This window comes from Bradyrhizobium sp. Mp27, from assembly GCF_029953005.1.
In the GTDB taxonomy this organism is placed as follows: domain Bacteria; phylum Pseudomonadota; class Alphaproteobacteria; order Rhizobiales; family Xanthobacteraceae; genus Bradyrhizobium; species Bradyrhizobium barranii.
Genome location: NZ_JASAUS010000006.1, coordinates 147,305 through 163,005, shown reverse-complemented (window position 1 = coordinate 163,005; position 15,701 = coordinate 147,305). Strand labels below are relative to the sequence as shown.

The window sequence follows — 15,701 nt, the reverse complement described above, 5'->3', positions numbered from 1 at the left end:
CCCCAACGCGTTACGACAGCTTGCCGACGGCCTTTTCCAGGAGATCCCAGGCCTGGTCGCCATACTTGCCCTTCCACTCGGCATAGAAGCCGGCGGAGCGCAGCTTGTCGCGGAACGGCGCCACCGCAGGCTGGTTGAAGGTCAGGCCCTTGCCCGCGAGCTCCTGCTGGAGGTTCGCATTGAGCTTGGCGGTATCCGCACGCTCCTTAACGGCGGCGGCGTTGATGTTCTTGGCGACGATGGTGCGCACATCCTCCGGCAGCGCGCTCCAGGCGCGGCGGTTGGCCAGGAACCAGAAGCCGTCCCACATGTGGTTGGTCAGTGAGCAGTATTTCTGCACCTCGTACAGCTTGGCGGTCGAGATGATCGCCAGCGGGTTCTCCTGGCCCTCGACGATCTTGGTCTGGAGCGCGGAATAGACCTCGGCGAAATTGATCGAGGCGGGCGCGGCGTCGAACGCCTTGAACATCGAGGTCCACAGCGGCGACACCGGCACGCGGATCTTGAAGCCCTTGAGGTCGTCGGGACCGTTGATCGGCTTGCTCGACGACGTGGTCTGGCGGAACCCGTTGTCCCAGATCTTGTCCATGACCTCGAGGCCGGCCTTCTTGATCTCGCCGCGGACATGGGCGCCGAGGTCGCCGTCCATGGCCTTCCAGACCGTGCCGTAGTCCGGGAACGCGAAGCCGATGCCGTTGATGGACGCGGCCGGCACAAGGGTCGACAGGATCAGGCCTGACAGCGTGAAGAATTCGACGCCGCCGGACCGGATCTGGCTCAGCATGTCAGTGTCCGACCCGAGCTGGTTGTTCGGGAAGATCTGAAGGTCGAACTTGCCGTTGGTCTCGGCCTTGATCGCCGCCGCCATCTCCTTGGCGCGCACGTAGCGGATGGGTATCAGGCAGGTTGTTGGCGTACTTGTAGGTGAACTCGGCGCTCTGGGCGCGGGCCACATGGGGCGCACCGAGGCCGCCCAGGACCGCGGTCGCGGCGGAGGCCTTGAGAAGCGTGCGTCGGGAAAAACTCATGGGTCTGCTTCCTCGGAAGTTTGTTGTTGTTCTGAGATGCAAACCTATACGGACGGAAGGCCTGAAGGTCATCTGCGATCTCGCGAGGTCTCGCTTATTGCAGCCGGACACCGTCGCGGCAATATCGGCTTTCGGCAGATGGGCCGGATTCAAAATCTGAAAAACAACCCCATGCACAGTAGCCGTCAAGAGCCGAGAGGCCGGTCGCGGTGTAGACCGAAAACGAACGGCAAGCGAAGGCGCGGTGTCAGGAATTCGATCTAAATATCTGATCTAATTGTATATAAATATATTCCATAATATACCTTATGCGAATTGTGGATATGGCGGTCCAGACTGGCTGCCGCCTGGCGCATGGTCGCCGCAATCCCTCCCCACCGTTCATGAGTGAGCCGCCTTGCTGGCCGTGGCGTCGCGGCGCATCGCCGCGCGCGGACTCAGCTGTGCAGTCTTTTGAACGGGTGACGCTCGCGCACGGCGTCACCCGAGATGGTCCAGCCGGCGATTAGGACGGCGCGGCGAAGTCGTAGGAGATGCGTCCGGCGGGCAGATAGAACAGCGCGATGACAGCGCCGCCGCGGACCTCGGGATAGTGCCGGCTGCCGGGATCGGGCGCGGTCCAGCCGGGCCCTTGCCAGCCCTGCAGGCCCTTGAGCTCGGCGCCCTTGTCTAGCGGCACGACCAGGTTCAGTTCCCCATAGGGGTGACCGTGATATTGCCCGCGGAGCACGTCGTGGTCGTCCTCGTCCTTGAAGCGGCGCGGATCGGTGCTGTTCATGTAGACGGCCGTGATGCTGAACTGGAATGTCTCGGGCATCGGCTCCAGGATGCGGCTGCGCCGGTAGTTCGGACCGTCGACCTCCTGGTTGGCCGCCCAGCCTTCCTCGACGCCGCGCTTAATCAGCCGCGCCAGGTCCTGGTAGAGCTGGCTGCCCTCGCCGTATGTTTGGTTGAGCCACCGCTCCATCTCCGCACCGGGCGTCATGTCCTTGACCTCGCGGAGAAACGGAATGCTGCACTGAATCAATTCGTCTCGGCTTCCCATGGTGTTGTCCTTTCCATTTGGGTTGCACTTTGTTCTTCAAAGCCCGCGAACGAGGCGAAGTCCGCGATGTCCGCGCGCGGCATTAGCCTGCCCGCGATTTGGTCCCTGGCACGGCCGATCGAAATGCCGCACACGACCATTTGCTCCGCCGGGATCGACAGCAGCGGACGCAGGATCCGGTGGTATTTCGAGAACGTCTCCTGCGGACATGACTGGAGCCCATGGCCTGCCGCAGCCAGCAGCACGTTCTGGATGAACATGCCGAGGTCGAGCCAGCTGCCGACCTCCAGGCGCCGGTGGATCGTGACGATCAGGCCGACGGGCGCGCCGAAGAACGCATAGTTCTTGGCGGTTTGTCCGCTCCTGGCTTCGATATCGGTTTGGGCGATGCCGAGCGAGCCGTAGAACAACCGGCCGAACTCCTGTCGTCGTTGCAGGTAGGGTTCGGGCAGGTCGCTGGCCGTAATAGCGGTATTCCGACACATGCGCGTCGCGGGCCGTTTCGTGCGCCTCGCGCAGTGCCGTCGACACGCTGTCCTTGGCGGCGCCTGCCAGCACGTAGACGTGCCAGGGCTGGATGTTGGCGCCGCTTGGCGCAAACCGTGCCACGCGCAGAATCTGCTCGATGGTCCCTCGCCCGACCGGCGCGCTTGAGAAGTCGCGGCATGCAAAGCGACCTGCGATGATCTCGTCGATGCCGCTCTGCACGGCTGCGCCCTCGCCGATCATGGCTGCTTCAGGAGCGGACATCCGCCTTGCTCCATCGGCCGGAAGGCTTCCTCGCCAGGAATCGTCGCCAGCAGCTCGTAATAGTCGAACTTGTATTTGGACTGCTCGGGCGACTTGACGCGAAACAGATACATGTCGCGGACCAGCCGGCCGTCGTCGCGGATCCGGCCATTTTTCGTCATGAGATCGTTCACGGGCATGGCGCGCATCTTGGCGGCAACGGTCGGACCATCCAGCGTGCCTGCCGCCTGGACGGCTTTGAGGTAGTGCATCACCGCGCCATAGGTGCCGGCGTGGATCATGGTCGGGACCTTCTGGGTCTTGGCGATGAAGCGCTTCGACCATGCCCGAGTGTCCTCGTTCTGGTCCCAATAGAACGCCGAGCTCAGCATCAGGCCCTGGGCGCTCTGGAGCCCGAGACTGTGAATGTCGGCAATGAAGACGAGCAGCCCAACCAGCTTCTGCCGCTGCGTGATGCCGAATTCGCCGGCCTGCTTGACGACGTTGATGAAGTCGCCGCCGGTGTCGGCGAGCGCGATCACGTCCGCCTTCGAGGACTGTGCCTGGAGCAGGAAGGACGAAAAATCCGGCGTATTGAGCGGATGTTTCACGGCGCCGATCACCTTGCCACCCATGGCATCGACGACCTTGCGGCTATCAGCCTCGAGCTGGGCGCCGAGGGAATAGTCGACCGAGATGAAGTACCAGGAGTTTGCGCCGAGACGCGACATCGCGCGCGTCGATCCCTGCGACAGCGCATAGGTATCGTAGGTCCAGTGAATTCCGGTCGGCGAGCATTCGTCGCCAGTCAGGTGCGACGTGGCGGCGCCGGTGGCGAGGAAGAGCTTCTTCTTGTCGCGCGTGATGCCCTGCACCGCCAGCGCGACCGCAGAATTGGGCACGTCGAGGATGACCTCGACGTTTTCATTTTCGAGCCAGCGCCGCGCGATGGTCGCTCCCACATCGGCCTTGTTCTGGTGGTCTCCCGCGACGATCTGGATGCTGCGTCCCAGCACCTGACCGCCAAAATCGTCGACCGCCATTTGCGCCGCGACCACCGAGCCCTGGCCGCCATTGTCGGCGTAGAGCGAGGACATGTCGGTGAGGACGCCGAGCTTGACCGGACCATCCTGCGCAAGGGCCGGCGCCGAGAACAGCGCCAGTACCAGTGCGAAAGCTCCGATCGACATCCCGCAGGATTTCATTGCCCGTCTCCTCCAAATTCGGCGTCGGGATCATGACGGGATCGCGCGAATGCGGAAGTGAAACTCTTGCAGAGTGATCCTGAACCGCCTTCAGATTGGTGGCGCGAACGGCCGGGCGTCGCGGTCCGGGCGCCCTGCTCGGTTGCGTCGGCCGCGCGCATGGCCTTAACTGGAAACGATCGCAGGTACGCAACGGGCGCGCGATCCGCCTGCGACGGTGTTCTGAACGTGGCTGTTTCCTTCAAGACCCTGGACCTGAACCTGCTCAAGGTCTTCGACGCCGTCATGGAGGAGCGCAGCGTGCTGCGGGCGAGCCAGCGGGTTGCGCTCAGTCAATCCGCCGTGAGCCATTCGCTCGCCCGGCTCCGCGAGATGCTGGAAGACGATCTGTTCGTGCGCACGGCGACCGGCATGCAGCCGACAGCGCGCGCGTTGACGATGGCACCACAGGTTCGCGAAGCCCTACGATCTCTCGAGGCGGCGGTCGAGCAGCCGCGCTTCGTTCCGGCGGCCTCGACCCGACAGTTCACCCTGGCCGCCAACGACTTCACCACGATGGTGCTGGCGTCACCGCTCCTGAAGATCCTCAGGCTTGAGGCGCCGGCGATCGACCTGATCATCAAGCCGGTGACACGGATCGACCTTGCCGAGCAGATTGACCTTGGTCGCATCGACGTTGCGATCGGCGTCTTCTCGGATCCGCCGAGCCGCTTCCGCACGTCGCTGTTGTTCGAATATGACGATGTGCTGATCGTGGGCGGAAAGCGCAAGCTCGGCCCGATCGACAACGCGGCCCTGGCGCGCATGCCGCTGGTCGTTGTCTCCTTCGGCGGCGAGCAGGAGGGCGCAATCGGAGGCTTCATCTCTGAGCGCGGCCTCGCCCGGCGATCGGAGATGTATGACCGCGCGGCGCTCGAACGGGCATTGTCCGAAAGCGACCGGCCGCCGCGCATAGCTGTTTCGCTGCCGCATTTCCTTGCGCTGCCCGCCCTGCTCGCGGACTCTGAACTCGCGGCCATCGTTCCGCGTCCATTGGCGCGGGCGTTCGAACGTGAGCATGCCATCACCGCGTACGAGCTGCCTTACGCCACACCCCCGGTCGAGGTCCGGCTGCTGTGGCACGAACGTATCGAGGGCGAGCCATCGCATGACTGGCTTCACGATATTCTTCGGCGCGCGACCGCGGATCTCAGGCGTGGACGCTAGCTGGAGACGCTCTCAGTTCCATTTTCCATCGGGTCGTTCGGTTGGGGCGCGCGAGTGGAGGTTGTGCTAGACTAGGCGCCGCAGTCCTGAAGAGGTCAACGATACAAGGCGGTCTCAACCGCCGCTCAAGGAGCCCGTCATGCAGGAGAACGTCACCCGCGCGAACAGCTCGCGCGCCATTCCGTTCGACGCCGCCAAGCTCGACCGTCTCATGGAGGCCGCCGGCCTCGACGTGCTGGTCGTGACCTCCAAGCACAATGTGCAGTACTTGCTCGGCGCCGAGCGCGCGATCTTCTTCGACTACATGGACGCCATGGGCGTCAGCCGCTATCTGCCGGTCCTGGTCTATCCCAAGGGCGCACCTGATAAGGCGGTCTATATCGGCCACCGTCTGGAGACCCATCAACGCGCCGTGGCTCAGCCATGGGTACCGCAGGTCCGGACCGAGTCCAACGGCTCGGTGGATGCCGTGACGCGGGCCGTGGGCCTGATCCGGGATGCCGGCGTGCCCTTGAAGCGGGTCGGCGTCGAGATGGCGTTCCTGCCGATGGATGCAGGAAGGGCGCTCGCTGACGCCCTGCCCGGCGCCGAGCTCAAGGACGCGCTGCTGGTGCTGGAGCGGCTGCGGGCGGTCAAGTCGGCGGATGAGCTTGCCAAGCTCAAGACGGCGTCCGAGCTCGTCATTGCATCAATGCTGGAGGTGATCGCCGCGCACGGCCCGGGCACCACCAAGCAGCAATTGTCGGACAGCTTGCGTGTCGCCGAGGCCAATCGCGGCCTGACTTTCGAATATTGCCTGCTCGCCTGCGGCCGCAGCCACAACAGGGCACCGTCATCGCAGCGCTGGGAGCAAGGCGACGTGCTGTCGCTCGACTCCGGCGGCAATTATCACGGCTATATCGGCGACCTCGCCCGAATGGCCGTGCTGGGCGAGCCCGATGCCGAACTGAGAGACTGTCTGGCCGAGATCGAAGCCGTGCAGCGCGCCGCGTTCGCCGCGGTCCGGCCGGGCGCCCTGGGCGGCGACATCTACGTCGCGGCCGAACGGCAGCTTGCCCAGATCGCCCAGCGCGACTGCACGGATTTCCTGGCCCATGGCATGGGCCTTGTCAGCCACGAGGCCCCTCGCCTGACCGCCAAGGGACCGGTCCCCTACGACGACACCGACGCCCGGCTGCCGCTCGAAACAGGCATGGTGGTCTCGATCGAGACCACCATGAAGCATCCGAAGCGCGGCTTCATCAAGCTCGAGGACACGGTCGTGGTGACGCAGACGGGGTACGAGATCTTTGGCGAAGGTGGCCGTGGGTGGAATCGCGGCGGCAGCGCTTTGACCTGATAGCGTTGGTACCCCTCATGGTGAGGAGCGCGGAACGTTTGTCTGCGGCCACGCCGCGTCGCTGCCTGCCGGTTTCTCTTTCGTGTATATCTCGGTCTAGATCGACTTTTCGCATTGCCGCACGATACGTCAACGTCGCGCTGTAAAGCACAACCCCTGCGCCAATCGTCTCACCGCGGCGAGGAAGAACACCTTCGGCTGATCCCGATCCGAACCCGATCCACTCTGTCCGAGCGGCGTTTACGGCCAGTCGGAAAAATTCAGCGCCGGCCTCGATTGTCCGGCTCTCGCGCGGACCGCAACGCGGCGGCGCCACACGCCGGGCGCCTCGCCGGTATGCTTGCGAAAGAAGCGGCTGAAATACGCGGTGTCCTTGAAGCCAAGCGCGAATGCGATCTGCTTGACGGCAACGGCGCCGGCCTCGAGCCGTGTTGCGGCTTCCTTGACGACGCGCTGCTGGATCAACTCGCTCGGTGAGCGCTTCAGCTCGCGACTACAGAGTGCGTGCAGGCGATCCGGCGTCATGCCGAGGAGCTTGGCATAATCGCCGAACGCGTAGATGCTGCTGATAGCGTTCCTCGAGCAGCCTGCGGAAGCGGCTCAGAATCTCGGCACTGCTGCCCTCCTCGTCCCGGTCGCTGTCGCCGGCGAACAGGCGCCAAAAGCGCAGCACGCACAGCGTCAGCTCGGCCGACATGATCGATGCCGCACCGCTCCGTGCGGGCGAGGCGATCTCGGCGGCGATCGCCGCGATCGAACGCGCCATCGTGGTCACGAGATCAGGTTCGACGGGAAGCGCCATGATGCCGCCGGCACCTTCGAGCGCGAGATAGGCAGCCTCCGCCGACGGCGGCAGGTAGCGATGCCACACGCCGGCGCGCAGTTGCAGCAGCTCGGCGGTCGCCCCCGCCGACACCTCCAGATACTCGGCGGATCCCGCCGGAATCCAGACCATCGCGGGGCCGACTAGCGTCATCGCCTTGCCGGCATGGCCAAGCTCGGCGGCGGCGGCGCCGTGGAGACACAGCAGATGAATGAACGGCCGGGCGGCTTTGGACGTCAGCATCCAGCGCCGCCCAGCGTAATGCGATCCGATCAGCGCGGCGCCAACTGGCGCGGCGCCGCTCGCTGTGGCGGCGGGCGCCGGATTGGCGCCCGCGACGCCTCGACGCACTTGCCCGTCGCGACCAGAAACGTCCAATCTTTCGCCGGATTTGTCCATTGTGCGAACAAACCTTGGGGTGCTTGCTAGGTCAAGTCCTGATCGCGGCCGGCTCAACCAAGCCTGCCGAAAAGAAATCGGGACCAAGAGGAAACGACCCACTCACATCGTTGCGAACAATCGCTTGAGTGAAACACGAGGGAGGATCGACATGTTTTCGGCGAACCGTCGAACGTTTTTGCGCGTCACCAGCCTGGCCGCCTTGGCTGCGGCGCTGGGGACCTTTGCGTCCACGGCCGATGCGCAGGAGAAGATCCGGATCGGCTATGCCATCTCCAAGACCGGTCCCTATGCTGGCGGCGCCGGTATCACCACCCTGCCCAACTATGAGCTGTGGGTGAAGGACGTGAATGCCACCGGCGGCATCAAGCTCGGCGACAAGAAGCTCCCGATCGAGATTGTCGAATACGACGATCGCAGCAGCTCGGAAGAAGCGGTCAAGGCGATCGAGCGTCTCGCCAACCAGGACAAGGTCGATTTCATTCTTCCTCCCTGGAGCACGGGCCTCAACCTTGCGGTCGGCCCGACGCTGAACCGTCTCGGCTACCCGCACCTTGCGGTCACGTCGGTGACCGACAAGGCGCCGGAGCTTGCCAAGCGCTGGTCGAACGCGACGTTCTGGCTTGCCACCTCTGCACAGATCTCCGAGGGGCTGGCCGATCTGCTCGGCAAGCTGAAGAGCGAGGGGAAGATTGGCGCGAACGTTGCGATGGTCAGCGTCGCCGATCAGTTCGGCATCGAGCTCTCGGCCGCCGGACGTGAAGCCTTCAAGAAACATGGCTTCACGCTGGCCTATGACAAGACCTATCCGATGGGCGCGCAGGATCTTCAGCCGCTGCTGAAGGATGCGATCGCGTCGAATCCGGATGCGTTCGTCGCCTTCAGCTACCCGCCCGATACGATCGCGCTGACCGAGCAGGCGCAGCTCCTGAAGTTCAATCCGAAGATATTCTACGTCGGTGTCGGCACCGCCTTCCCGCTCTACAAGGGCAAGTTTGCCGCCAACAGCGACGGCGTAATGGGGATCGGCGGCTGGAACGCGGACTCGGCCCAGCTCAAGGACTATCTGGCGCGCCACAAGGCGGCCACCGGCAAAGAGCCGGATCGCTGGGCGAGCTCGATCACCTATGCGAGTCTGCAGGTGCTCCAGCAGGCGATCGAAAAGGTCGGCAAGGTGGACCGTGCCGCGGTTGCGGCCGAAATCCGCTCGGGCACGTTCGACACCATCATCGGCAAGGTCAAGCTGAAGGATGGGCTGCTTCAGGAGGTGTGGAGCGTCGGCCAATGGCAGAACGGCGAGTTCTACGCGCTCGCGCCTGCCTCGCTTCCGGGCGCGCGGGCGCCGGTCGTGCCCAAGGCGCAGTGGCAGTAGGCTTGGTTGGCAGGCCTTGCGCTGCAAGGCCTGCCTGCCGTCCGGTCCAGGGGACGTCGTTTCATGCTGCTTGTCGACATCGTCCTGCCGGGCCTCGTGCTTGGCGGCATGTATGCGCTGATCGCGCTCGGCCTGACGCTACAATATGGCGTGGCGCGGATTATGAACCTCTCCTATGGGGAGTCGCTGGTCGCGGCCGCCTTCGGCGCGTTCTCTCTCTATAGCGGTCTCGGCCTCAGCCCGTTGGCCGCGCTGCTGCTCGCGGTTCCGGTCGCGATGATGCTGAACTGGCTGCTCTATCGTTTCCTGCTGGAACGGCTGATGCGGCGGGGCAAGGACCGGGGCGCACAGGAGATCGACAGCATCCTCGTCACCTTCGGCGTGCTGTTCGTGATCCAGGGCGCCATGCTGGTTGCCTTCGGCGGCCAGTATTACAGCTATAGCTATCTCTCGATTCCCGTGGTCGTGCTGGGATCGACCCTCGCGGTCAATCGGCTCGTCGCGTTGCTGTTTGCGGCCTTGGTCGGCGGCGCCGTGTATCTCGCCCTCACCCGTACGCGGATCGGCACCGCCGTCCGCGCCGTCGCGGTCGATGCCAATGCCGCGCGCCTTGTCGGGATCGATGTGGCGGCCCTGTCAGGGCTGGCGTTCGCCTTCGGCGGCGGCCTCGTCGCCGTCGGCGGCGTGCTGGTCAGCATGTTCCTCACCTTCAACGCCGCGATGGGCGTGGTCTTCACCATGAAGGCGCTGGTCGTCGTCATCATGGGCGGCGTCGGTAACGTCATGGGTGCGCTGGTCGCCGGACTGCTGCTCGGCGTGGTCGAAACGGCAGTGGCGCGGCTGGTCGATCCCGGCCTGACGCTCGCCGCAACTTACGCGCTGTTTCTCGGCGTGCTCCTGATCAAGCCGACCGGTCTGTTCGGGAGAGCCGCGTCATGACGGCGCCTGTCCGGACATTGCTGTGGTGCGCCGGCCTTGCTTTGGCCGCGGCGATTGTCGCCTATCCGCTCTATGCCAACGGCTATTATCTCGCGCTCGGCATCAGCGTCCTCTATTTCACGATTCTGGCGACCGCTTGGGCGATGTTCTCGGGCCCGACCCGCTACATCTCGCTCGCGACAGTCGCGTTCTTCGGCCTCGGCGCCTACACCGCCGCGGTGCTCGGCGAGACGATGCCCTGGCCCGTCGTGCTGCTGGCCGCGGCCGGCGTGGGCGCACTCACCGCCGCCATCACCGGGCTTTCGACGCTGCGGCTATCAGGCATCTATTTCGTGATCTTCTCCTTCGGGCTTGCCGAGCTGATCCGGCAGCTGGTGATCTGGTACGAGGTCAACATCCACAAATCGGTCGGCCGCTATCTCTTCAGCGCCGTGACGCAGGACATTCTCTACTGGCAGCTCCTTGGCCTTGCCGCACTCGTCTTCCTGGTGGGCTGGCTGCTCGGGCGCTCGCGTTATGGGTTGGCCTTGCGCGCCATCGGCGCCGACGAGACCGCAGCGAGTCATTCCGGCATCGATGCCACGCGGGTCAAGCTCGGCGTGTTCATTCTGAGCGCGACATTCATGGCGATGACCGGTGCGGTGATGGCGCCGCGCTGGACCTATATCGATCCAGCGATCGCCTTCAATCCGACGATCTCGTTCCAGGTCGTGATCATGGCCCTGCTGGGCGGCGCAGGCTCGCTGTTCGGCCCCGTGCTCGGCGTCATTCCGCTGGTCCTGCTGTTCGAGGTCCTGACCGCGACGCTGCCCAACCATTTCAGCATCGTGCTCGGCATCATCTTCGTCCTCATCGTCATGGTGCTGCCGAACGGTGTGATCGGCCTGTTCGGCGCCGGACGCTGGCGCGTCTCGGCGGAGCGTCGCGCCGCCGCGTCCGCCCGCACGATGGATGCCCCGCTCCTCGGGGTCGAAGGCGTCAGCAAATCGTTCAGTGGATTGCGCGCGGTCGATGGCGTCAGCTTCACGGTGGCGCCGGGCGAGATCGTCGGCATCATCGGGCCCAACGGCTCCGGCAAGACGACGCTCCTGAACACGCTGTCCGGCGCCTTGCGGCCGTCGTCCGGCACGATCCGCCTTGGCGGCACCGTGCTCAACGGCCTGCGCGCACATCAGATCGCGCGGCTAGGCCTCGCCCGTACCTTCCAGCTGGTGCGCGTGATGCCTGATCTCACCGTCGCCGAGCACGTTGCAGCCGCCCGCCTGTTCTCGGCCGCGCCTGCATCCACAAGCGGTTCGGATCCGACGGGACGTGAGCTGCTCGATCTGGTCGGACTCGGCGCGATGCACGAAGCGCCCGCGGGCGAGCTGACCTATATCGACCAGAAGCGGCTGGAGCTTGCCCGCGCGCTGGCGCTTCAGCCACGCCTCGTGCTGCTCGACGAATGGCTGGCAGGTCTCAATCCGAGCGAGCTCGAAACCGGCATCGCCCTGATCGCAAAGCTGCGCGACCGGGGCCTCACCATCATCATGGTCGAGCACGTCATGGATGCGATCCGGGCGCTGTGCGGCCATTGCATCGTCATGAACGCCGGCAGCGTGATCGCGCGCGGCGCGCCGGACGAGGTGTTGTCCGATCCAAAGGTCGTTGCCGCCTATCTCGGGGGTGAGGATGCTTGAAGTCGCCGCCCTCTCCCACTTCTATGGCAAGCACCAGGCTTTGGCCGACGTCGCGCTCGGCATCAATCAGGGCGAGATCGTCGCGATCCTCGGCGCCAACGGGGCCGGCAAGTCGACCCTGCTCAAGAGCATCGCCGGCCTGGTCAGGCCCGCGCCGGGCGCAGTGATCCGGTTCGATGGGCAGAGCATTTTCGAGCTGCCGGCTCATCTGATTGTGGAGCGCGGCATCGCCCTGGTGCCTGAGGGACGCGGCGTCTTCGGCGACCTGACCGTTGCCGAGAATTTGCAGCTCGGTGCTTATCCGGCCCGGGCTCGCGCGGGCGAAGCGGACCGGCTCGCAAAGATACTGCAACTGTTCCCGCGCCTTGCCGAGCGCATGAGCCAGGCCGTCCGCACCATGAGCGGCGGCGAGCAGCAGATGGTTGCGATCGGCCGGGCGCTGATGTCGAACCCGTTGCTCCTCTTGCTCGACGAGCCCTCGCTCGGCCTGTCGCCTTTGCTCAGCCGCGAAGTGTTTCGCGCGCTGGCGCAGATCCGCAGCAGTGGTCTCAGTGTGCTGCTGGTTGAGCAGAATGCGCGGGCGAGCCTCGACATCGCCGATCGGGTCTACCTGATCGAGTCCGGCCGCAACGCCGGCAGTGGACCGGCAGCTGCAATGAAGAACGATCCCGAGATCCAGCGCGCCTATCTCGGCAAGGCGCGCGCCGCGTCACCTGCACCAAATTCACTCCCCTAACCCTCCTGCAATCCTTGGAGAGCTCCATGAACGCAATCGACCTTCTCATTGGCGGCAAGGACCAGTCGGCCAGCAACCAGCGTACCTTTCAGCGTCACAACCCGATCTCCGGCGAGGTCGCGACAACAGTGGCGGCAGCCTCGATCGACGATGCCATGCGCGCCGCCGACGCTGCGGCCGCCGCCTTTCCGGCCTGGTCGCAGCTCGGCCCGTCCGAGCGGCGCAAGCGGCTGAGCGCCGCCGCCGACATTCTCGCGCGCCGGGCGCCGGAGTTCACCGCGTTGATGGTCGCCGAGACCGGCGCCACCGCGGGCTGGGCCGGCTTCAACGTGCATCTTGCCGAAGGCATGCTGCGCGAAGCCGCCGCCATGACCACGCAAATCTCGGGCGAGGTCATCCCGACCGACAAGCCCGACAATCTCGCCATGGCCTTCCGCCAGCCGGTTGGCGTCGTGCTCGGCATTGCGCCGTGGAACGCGCCGGTGATTTTGGGCGTGCGCTCTGTCGCGATGCCCCTCGCCTGCGGCAATACTGTCGTGCTGAAGGCCTCCGAGATGAGCCCAGGCGTGCACCGCCTGATCGGAAGCTGCCTCGCTGAAGCAGGCCTCGGCGACGGCGTCGTCAACGTCGTGACCAACGCGCCCGAGGACGCGCAGGCCGTGGTCGAGGCGCTGATCGCCCATCCCGCCATCCGCCGCGTCAACTTCACCGGCTCGACCCGTGTCGGCCGCCTCATTGCGCTCGCCTGCGCAAAACATCTCAAGCGCGCGCTGCTGGAGCTTGGCGGCAAGGCGCCGCTCGTCATCCTCGACGACGCCGACCTGGACGCTGCCGTGAACGCCGCCGCCTTTGGCGCCTTCATGAACCAGGGCCAGATCTGCATGTCGACGGAACGGATCGTCGTTGACGACAAGGTCGCGGACGCCTTCATTGCCAAATTCGCTGCGAAAGCGAAGAGCCTGCCCCATGGCGATCCTGGCAACGGCAATGTCGTGCTCGGCTCGCTCGTCAGCGGCGCGGCCTGCGACCGCATCAGGGGCCTCATCGACGATGCCGTCGCCAAGGGCGCCACTGTCGTGGCGGGTGGGCACGGCAGCAGCACCATCATGCCGGCGACGATTGTCGATCACGTCACGCCGGCGATGCGCATCTATGGCGAGGAAAGTTTTGGTCCGGTCGTGACTGTGGTCCGCGTCAGCGGGGTGGACGAAGCCGTCCGGGTTGCCAACGACACCGAGTATGGCCTCTCCTCCGCCGTGTTCGGCCGCGACATCGCGCGCGCCCTTGGCGTTGCCAAGCGGATCGAGGCGGGCATCTGCCATGTCAACGCGCCCACCGTGCACGATGAGCCGCAGATGCCCTTCGGCGGCACCAAGGCGTCCGGCTACGGCCGCTTCGGCGGAAGGGCGGCCATCGACGAGTTCACCGAGCTGCGCTGGATCACCGTGCAGACCGGACCGCGCCACTATCCGTTCTGAACCGTGGCCTGCGCCCGGCGACCATCCGGTCGTCGGCAGGCGGCCGTGGCCCGAATCTCGACGGCAGTTCGCTTAGCGCAGCGGCAGCAGGTCGAGCTGGCTCTGCGCCTTCTTCGCCGCGCCCGCGAACCAGCTCTGGCTTGGCGCCTCCTTGGCGAAACATTTGGTGTAGGCGTCCATGGCCTGGTCTTCCTTGGCCATGGCGTCCTGCGGGGTGCTCCTGGCCATCATCTGCTTCCAGACTTTTTCGCAGGCCGGGATCTCGGCCGTCTTCACGGCGTCGGTTGCGGCGAGGAAGTAGACCTTGTCGCCCTGGATCGCGACGACATCGATTTCATGCGGCGCGCCCTTCAGGTCGCCGTTGCCGCGCACGCCGAGCACGGCGACCGCGGCACTGGCGGATGCGCGCTTCGTGATCGGCAGCTCGGCATATTTGGTGAAGGCCGAGTCCTGGATGGCTTGATAGTAGAAGCGATCCGATTTGAAGGCTGCGGCGATCTCCTGCGGCAGGCCGTCCTCGCGGTGCTCGCGCAGCCAATGCTTGAGCAGACCTGTGGTGGTCACCACGGCCTGCATCTTGTCGCCTTCGGAGGCAAAGCCCAGACCGTCGAGATGGCCGAAGCCCGAGTCGCCCTTGAACAGCGTGTCGGCGTTCGACTTGCCCTCGGCCGGCAGCCCCTTGATCGTGACCGGCCCGACCAGGCCGCGCAGCACGCCCGTCAGCTCGTTGAGCGCCGCGTCGTGCTGCTTAAAGGTCTCGTCGCTCTCCTTGGCTTTGGAGAATTTTGCGATGTAGCGATCGCGCAGGTCGAGATAGTGCTGCTCGGGCGTGGCGGCGTAGGTGGGCGTCGCGAAAACGAGCAGGCAGAGCAAGACGGGCAATCTCATTGCAATTTCCGGAAGACTGGGAGCGATCTCCAGTCTTTGTGCCGGTGCCGGACTGGAAGGTTCATCGGCTCCTGAACTGCGAACGTGCGTGGCGGCCGGAGGTGTCGATGTACCCGTTTCAGGTTGACAAGAGCGGCCGTCCAACGCCAAAATTCGATCGGGTCGATACACCCGCTGCCTGCACCCTTTGGGGATGGTGAACGTATCAAAGTCGCCCTCACCCTCGCTATTGGCGAGCGGGTCGGCAAGGCAGGCACCGATCTTTTCCGTTCGCCGATACGGGTGCTCTCATGCGCGATTTCCGCGATGCGAAGGCTATGGCTCGTTCCTTGCGCGATGCCTTGAATGCCAATGCCGTGCAAACCACTCATAGCGAAGCTTTGGAACTGATCGCGAAAGCGTTCGGGTACGAGAACTGGAATATTCTGTCGGCCAGGATTGATGCGGCGCAGCCGAGTGCTGGCGTGCAGAATCCTGCCCAGCAGGATCGTCCCATCTACTGTTCGTTCTGCGGCATGAACGAGCATGAAGTGAGCAAGCTGGTGGCTGGGCCGGCTGTCTTTATCTGCGACGAATGTATCGACCTATGTACCGATATCGTTGATGAGCAGCTGATTCGCCTCATCGAAGGAGATGCAGACAGTGCTCGCGCCATGCCCACCGATAGACTGCTTCACTATGTGGAGCACGCGAACAGAGGGTGGAGCGCAATCGGCTGTTGTCGCAGAACATCGAAAGTGCTTTTGCGCTTCGACAGAACGCCTTGGCGGCGAATGATGACGTGTTCAAGACATCCAACGTCGCGCGATTGAGAGGCAAGACGTCCGACGAGCTG

The 15,701-nt window shown here is 64.7% G+C and carries 14 protein-coding genes and 2 pseudogenes; 8 read left to right on the top strand and 8 right to left on the bottom strand.

Features of this window, described 5'->3' with window-relative positions; genetic code table 11:
* Positions 1 to 10 precede the first annotated feature (10 nt).
* The 5 genes and pseudogenes from QJT78_RS06675 to QJT78_RS06655 all read right to left on the bottom strand — a co-directional run bounded on the left by QJT78_RS06675 (position 11) and on the right by QJT78_RS06655 (position 4,007).
* A pseudogene (locus tag QJT78_RS06675) lies at positions 11 to 1,028 on the bottom strand (TRAP transporter substrate-binding protein).
* Positions 1,029 to 1,533: 505 nt separating this feature from the next.
* Positions 1,534 to 2,073, bottom strand: coding sequence for a DUF4863 family protein (locus QJT78_RS06670; RefSeq protein ID WP_028147531.1), 540 nt, complete (start codon positions 2,071 to 2,073; stop codon positions 1,534 to 1,536).
* Positions 2,052 to 2,558 (bottom strand): nitroreductase family protein, encoded by a 507-nt coding sequence (locus QJT78_RS06665; RefSeq protein WP_253578962.1) that lies wholly within the window; start codon positions 2,556 to 2,558, stop codon positions 2,052 to 2,054. Before QJT78_RS06665 ends, QJT78_RS06670 begins: the two co-directional genes overlap by 22 nt.
* A gap of 55 nt (positions 2,559 to 2,613) precedes the next feature.
* Positions 2,614 to 2,802: pseudogene (locus QJT78_RS06660) on the bottom strand (nitroreductase family protein); the annotation flags it as partial.
* A complete protein-coding gene (locus tag QJT78_RS06655) occupies positions 2,799 to 4,007 on the bottom strand; it encodes an ABC transporter substrate-binding protein (protein WP_038942890.1) in 1,209 nt (402 codons plus the stop codon). The pseudogene QJT78_RS06660 and the gene QJT78_RS06655, both read right to left, overlap by 4 nt.
* 228 nt (positions 4,008 to 4,235) lie before the next feature.
* Between QJT78_RS06655 and QJT78_RS06650 the strand changes: the two genes are divergently transcribed.
* Together QJT78_RS06650 and QJT78_RS06645 are read left to right on the top strand one after the other, a co-directional pair.
* Positions 4,236 to 5,213 (top strand): LysR family transcriptional regulator, encoded by a 978-nt coding sequence (locus QJT78_RS06650; RefSeq protein ID WP_281460197.1) that lies wholly within the window; start codon positions 4,236 to 4,238, stop codon positions 5,211 to 5,213.
* A 139-nt stretch (positions 5,214 to 5,352) separates the two neighbouring features.
* Complete coding sequence (locus QJT78_RS06645) at positions 5,353 to 6,552, top strand: Xaa-Pro peptidase family protein (protein ID WP_028147534.1); 1,200 nt, start codon at positions 5,353 to 5,355, stop codon at positions 6,550 to 6,552.
* A gap of 240 nt (positions 6,553 to 6,792) precedes the next feature.
* Here the strand turns inward: QJT78_RS06645 and QJT78_RS06640 are convergent, their stop codons facing one another.
* Together QJT78_RS06640 and QJT78_RS06635 are read right to left on the bottom strand one after the other, a co-directional pair.
* Complete coding sequence (locus QJT78_RS06640) at positions 6,793 to 7,077, bottom strand: helix-turn-helix domain-containing protein (RefSeq protein ID WP_240537560.1); 285 nt, start codon at positions 7,075 to 7,077, stop codon at positions 6,793 to 6,795.
* Complete coding sequence (locus tag QJT78_RS06635) at positions 7,046 to 7,618, bottom strand: hypothetical protein (RefSeq protein WP_240537561.1); 573 nt, start codon at positions 7,616 to 7,618, stop codon at positions 7,046 to 7,048. The genes QJT78_RS06640 and QJT78_RS06635 overlap by 32 nt, the downstream gene beginning before the upstream one ends.
* A gap of 307 nt (positions 7,619 to 7,925) precedes the next feature.
* Between QJT78_RS06635 and QJT78_RS06630 the strand changes: the two genes are divergently transcribed.
* From QJT78_RS06630 to QJT78_RS06610, 5 genes are all read left to right on the top strand, one after another.
* A complete protein-coding gene (locus QJT78_RS06630; protein WP_038942891.1) occupies positions 7,926 to 9,146 on the top strand; it encodes an amino acid ABC transporter substrate-binding protein in 1,221 nt (406 codons plus the stop codon).
* 63 nt (positions 9,147 to 9,209) lie between these two features.
* Entirely contained in the window at positions 9,210 to 10,085 is an 876-nt protein-coding gene (locus QJT78_RS06625; RefSeq protein WP_028147536.1) for a branched-chain amino acid ABC transporter permease, read from the top strand.
* On the top strand, positions 10,082 to 11,764 hold the full coding sequence (locus tag QJT78_RS06620) for a branched-chain amino acid ABC transporter ATP-binding protein/permease (RefSeq protein WP_028147537.1): 1,683 nt from the start codon (positions 10,082 to 10,084) through the stop codon (positions 11,762 to 11,764). Before QJT78_RS06625 ends, QJT78_RS06620 begins: the two co-directional genes overlap by 4 nt.
* Positions 11,757 to 12,500, top strand: coding sequence for an ABC transporter ATP-binding protein (locus tag QJT78_RS06615; protein ID WP_028147538.1), 744 nt, complete (start codon positions 11,757 to 11,759; stop codon positions 12,498 to 12,500). The genes QJT78_RS06620 and QJT78_RS06615 overlap by 8 nt, the downstream gene beginning before the upstream one ends.
* Before the next feature lie 26 nt (positions 12,501 to 12,526).
* Positions 12,527 to 13,978 (top strand): aldehyde dehydrogenase, encoded by a 1,452-nt coding sequence (locus tag QJT78_RS06610; protein WP_038942893.1) that lies wholly within the window; start codon positions 12,527 to 12,529, stop codon positions 13,976 to 13,978.
* A gap of 72 nt (positions 13,979 to 14,050) precedes the next feature.
* Here the strand turns inward: QJT78_RS06610 and QJT78_RS06605 are convergent, their stop codons facing one another.
* Positions 14,051 to 14,866 (bottom strand): hypothetical protein, encoded by an 816-nt coding sequence (locus tag QJT78_RS06605; RefSeq protein WP_028147539.1) that lies wholly within the window; start codon positions 14,864 to 14,866, stop codon positions 14,051 to 14,053.
* 290 nt (positions 14,867 to 15,156) lie between these two features.
* On the opposite strand from QJT78_RS06605, the gene QJT78_RS53130 reads away from it, so the two are divergent.
* Complete coding sequence (locus QJT78_RS53130) at positions 15,157 to 15,678, top strand: ClpX C4-type zinc finger protein (RefSeq protein WP_080586548.1); 522 nt, start codon at positions 15,157 to 15,159, stop codon at positions 15,676 to 15,678.
* Positions 15,679 to 15,701: the final 23 nt, after the last annotated feature.

What these genes read in the sequence shown, in the direction of transcription:
- QJT78_RS06670 (WP_028147531.1), bottom strand. Translation starts at nt 2,073, where the DNA reads ATGGGAAGCCGAGACGAATTGATTCAGTGCAGCATTCCGTTTCTCCGC.
- QJT78_RS06665 (WP_253578962.1), bottom strand. Translation starts at nt 2,558, where the DNA reads ATGTGTCGGAATACCGCTATTACGGCCAGCGACCTGCCCGAACCCTAC.
- QJT78_RS06655 (WP_038942890.1), bottom strand. Translation starts at nt 4,007, where the DNA reads ATGAAATCCTGCGGGATGTCGATCGGAGCTTTCGCACTGGTACTGGCG.
- QJT78_RS06645 (WP_028147534.1), top strand. Translation starts at nt 5,353, where the DNA reads ATGCAGGAGAACGTCACCCGCGCGAACAGCTCGCGCGCCATTCCGTTC.
- QJT78_RS06640 (WP_240537560.1), bottom strand. Translation starts at nt 7,077, where the DNA reads ATGACGCCGGATCGCCTGCACGCACTCTGTAGTCGCGAGCTGAAGCGC.
- QJT78_RS06635 (WP_240537561.1), bottom strand. Translation starts at nt 7,618, where the DNA reads ATGCTGACGTCCAAAGCCGCCCGGCCGTTCATTCATCTGCTGTGTCTC.
- QJT78_RS06630 (WP_038942891.1), top strand. Translation starts at nt 7,926, where the DNA reads ATGTTTTCGGCGAACCGTCGAACGTTTTTGCGCGTCACCAGCCTGGCC.
- QJT78_RS06625 (WP_028147536.1), top strand. Translation starts at nt 9,210, where the DNA reads ATGCTGCTTGTCGACATCGTCCTGCCGGGCCTCGTGCTTGGCGGCATG.
- QJT78_RS06620 (WP_028147537.1), top strand. Translation starts at nt 10,082, where the DNA reads ATGACGGCGCCTGTCCGGACATTGCTGTGGTGCGCCGGCCTTGCTTTG.
- QJT78_RS06615 (WP_028147538.1), top strand. Translation starts at nt 11,757, where the DNA reads ATGCTTGAAGTCGCCGCCCTCTCCCACTTCTATGGCAAGCACCAGGCT.
- QJT78_RS06610 (WP_038942893.1), top strand. Translation starts at nt 12,527, where the DNA reads ATGAACGCAATCGACCTTCTCATTGGCGGCAAGGACCAGTCGGCCAGC.
- QJT78_RS06605 (WP_028147539.1), bottom strand. Translation starts at nt 14,866, where the DNA reads ATGAGATTGCCCGTCTTGCTCTGCCTGCTCGTTTTCGCGACGCCCACC.
- QJT78_RS53130 (WP_080586548.1), top strand. Translation starts at nt 15,157, where the DNA reads ATGCGCGATTTCCGCGATGCGAAGGCTATGGCTCGTTCCTTGCGCGAT.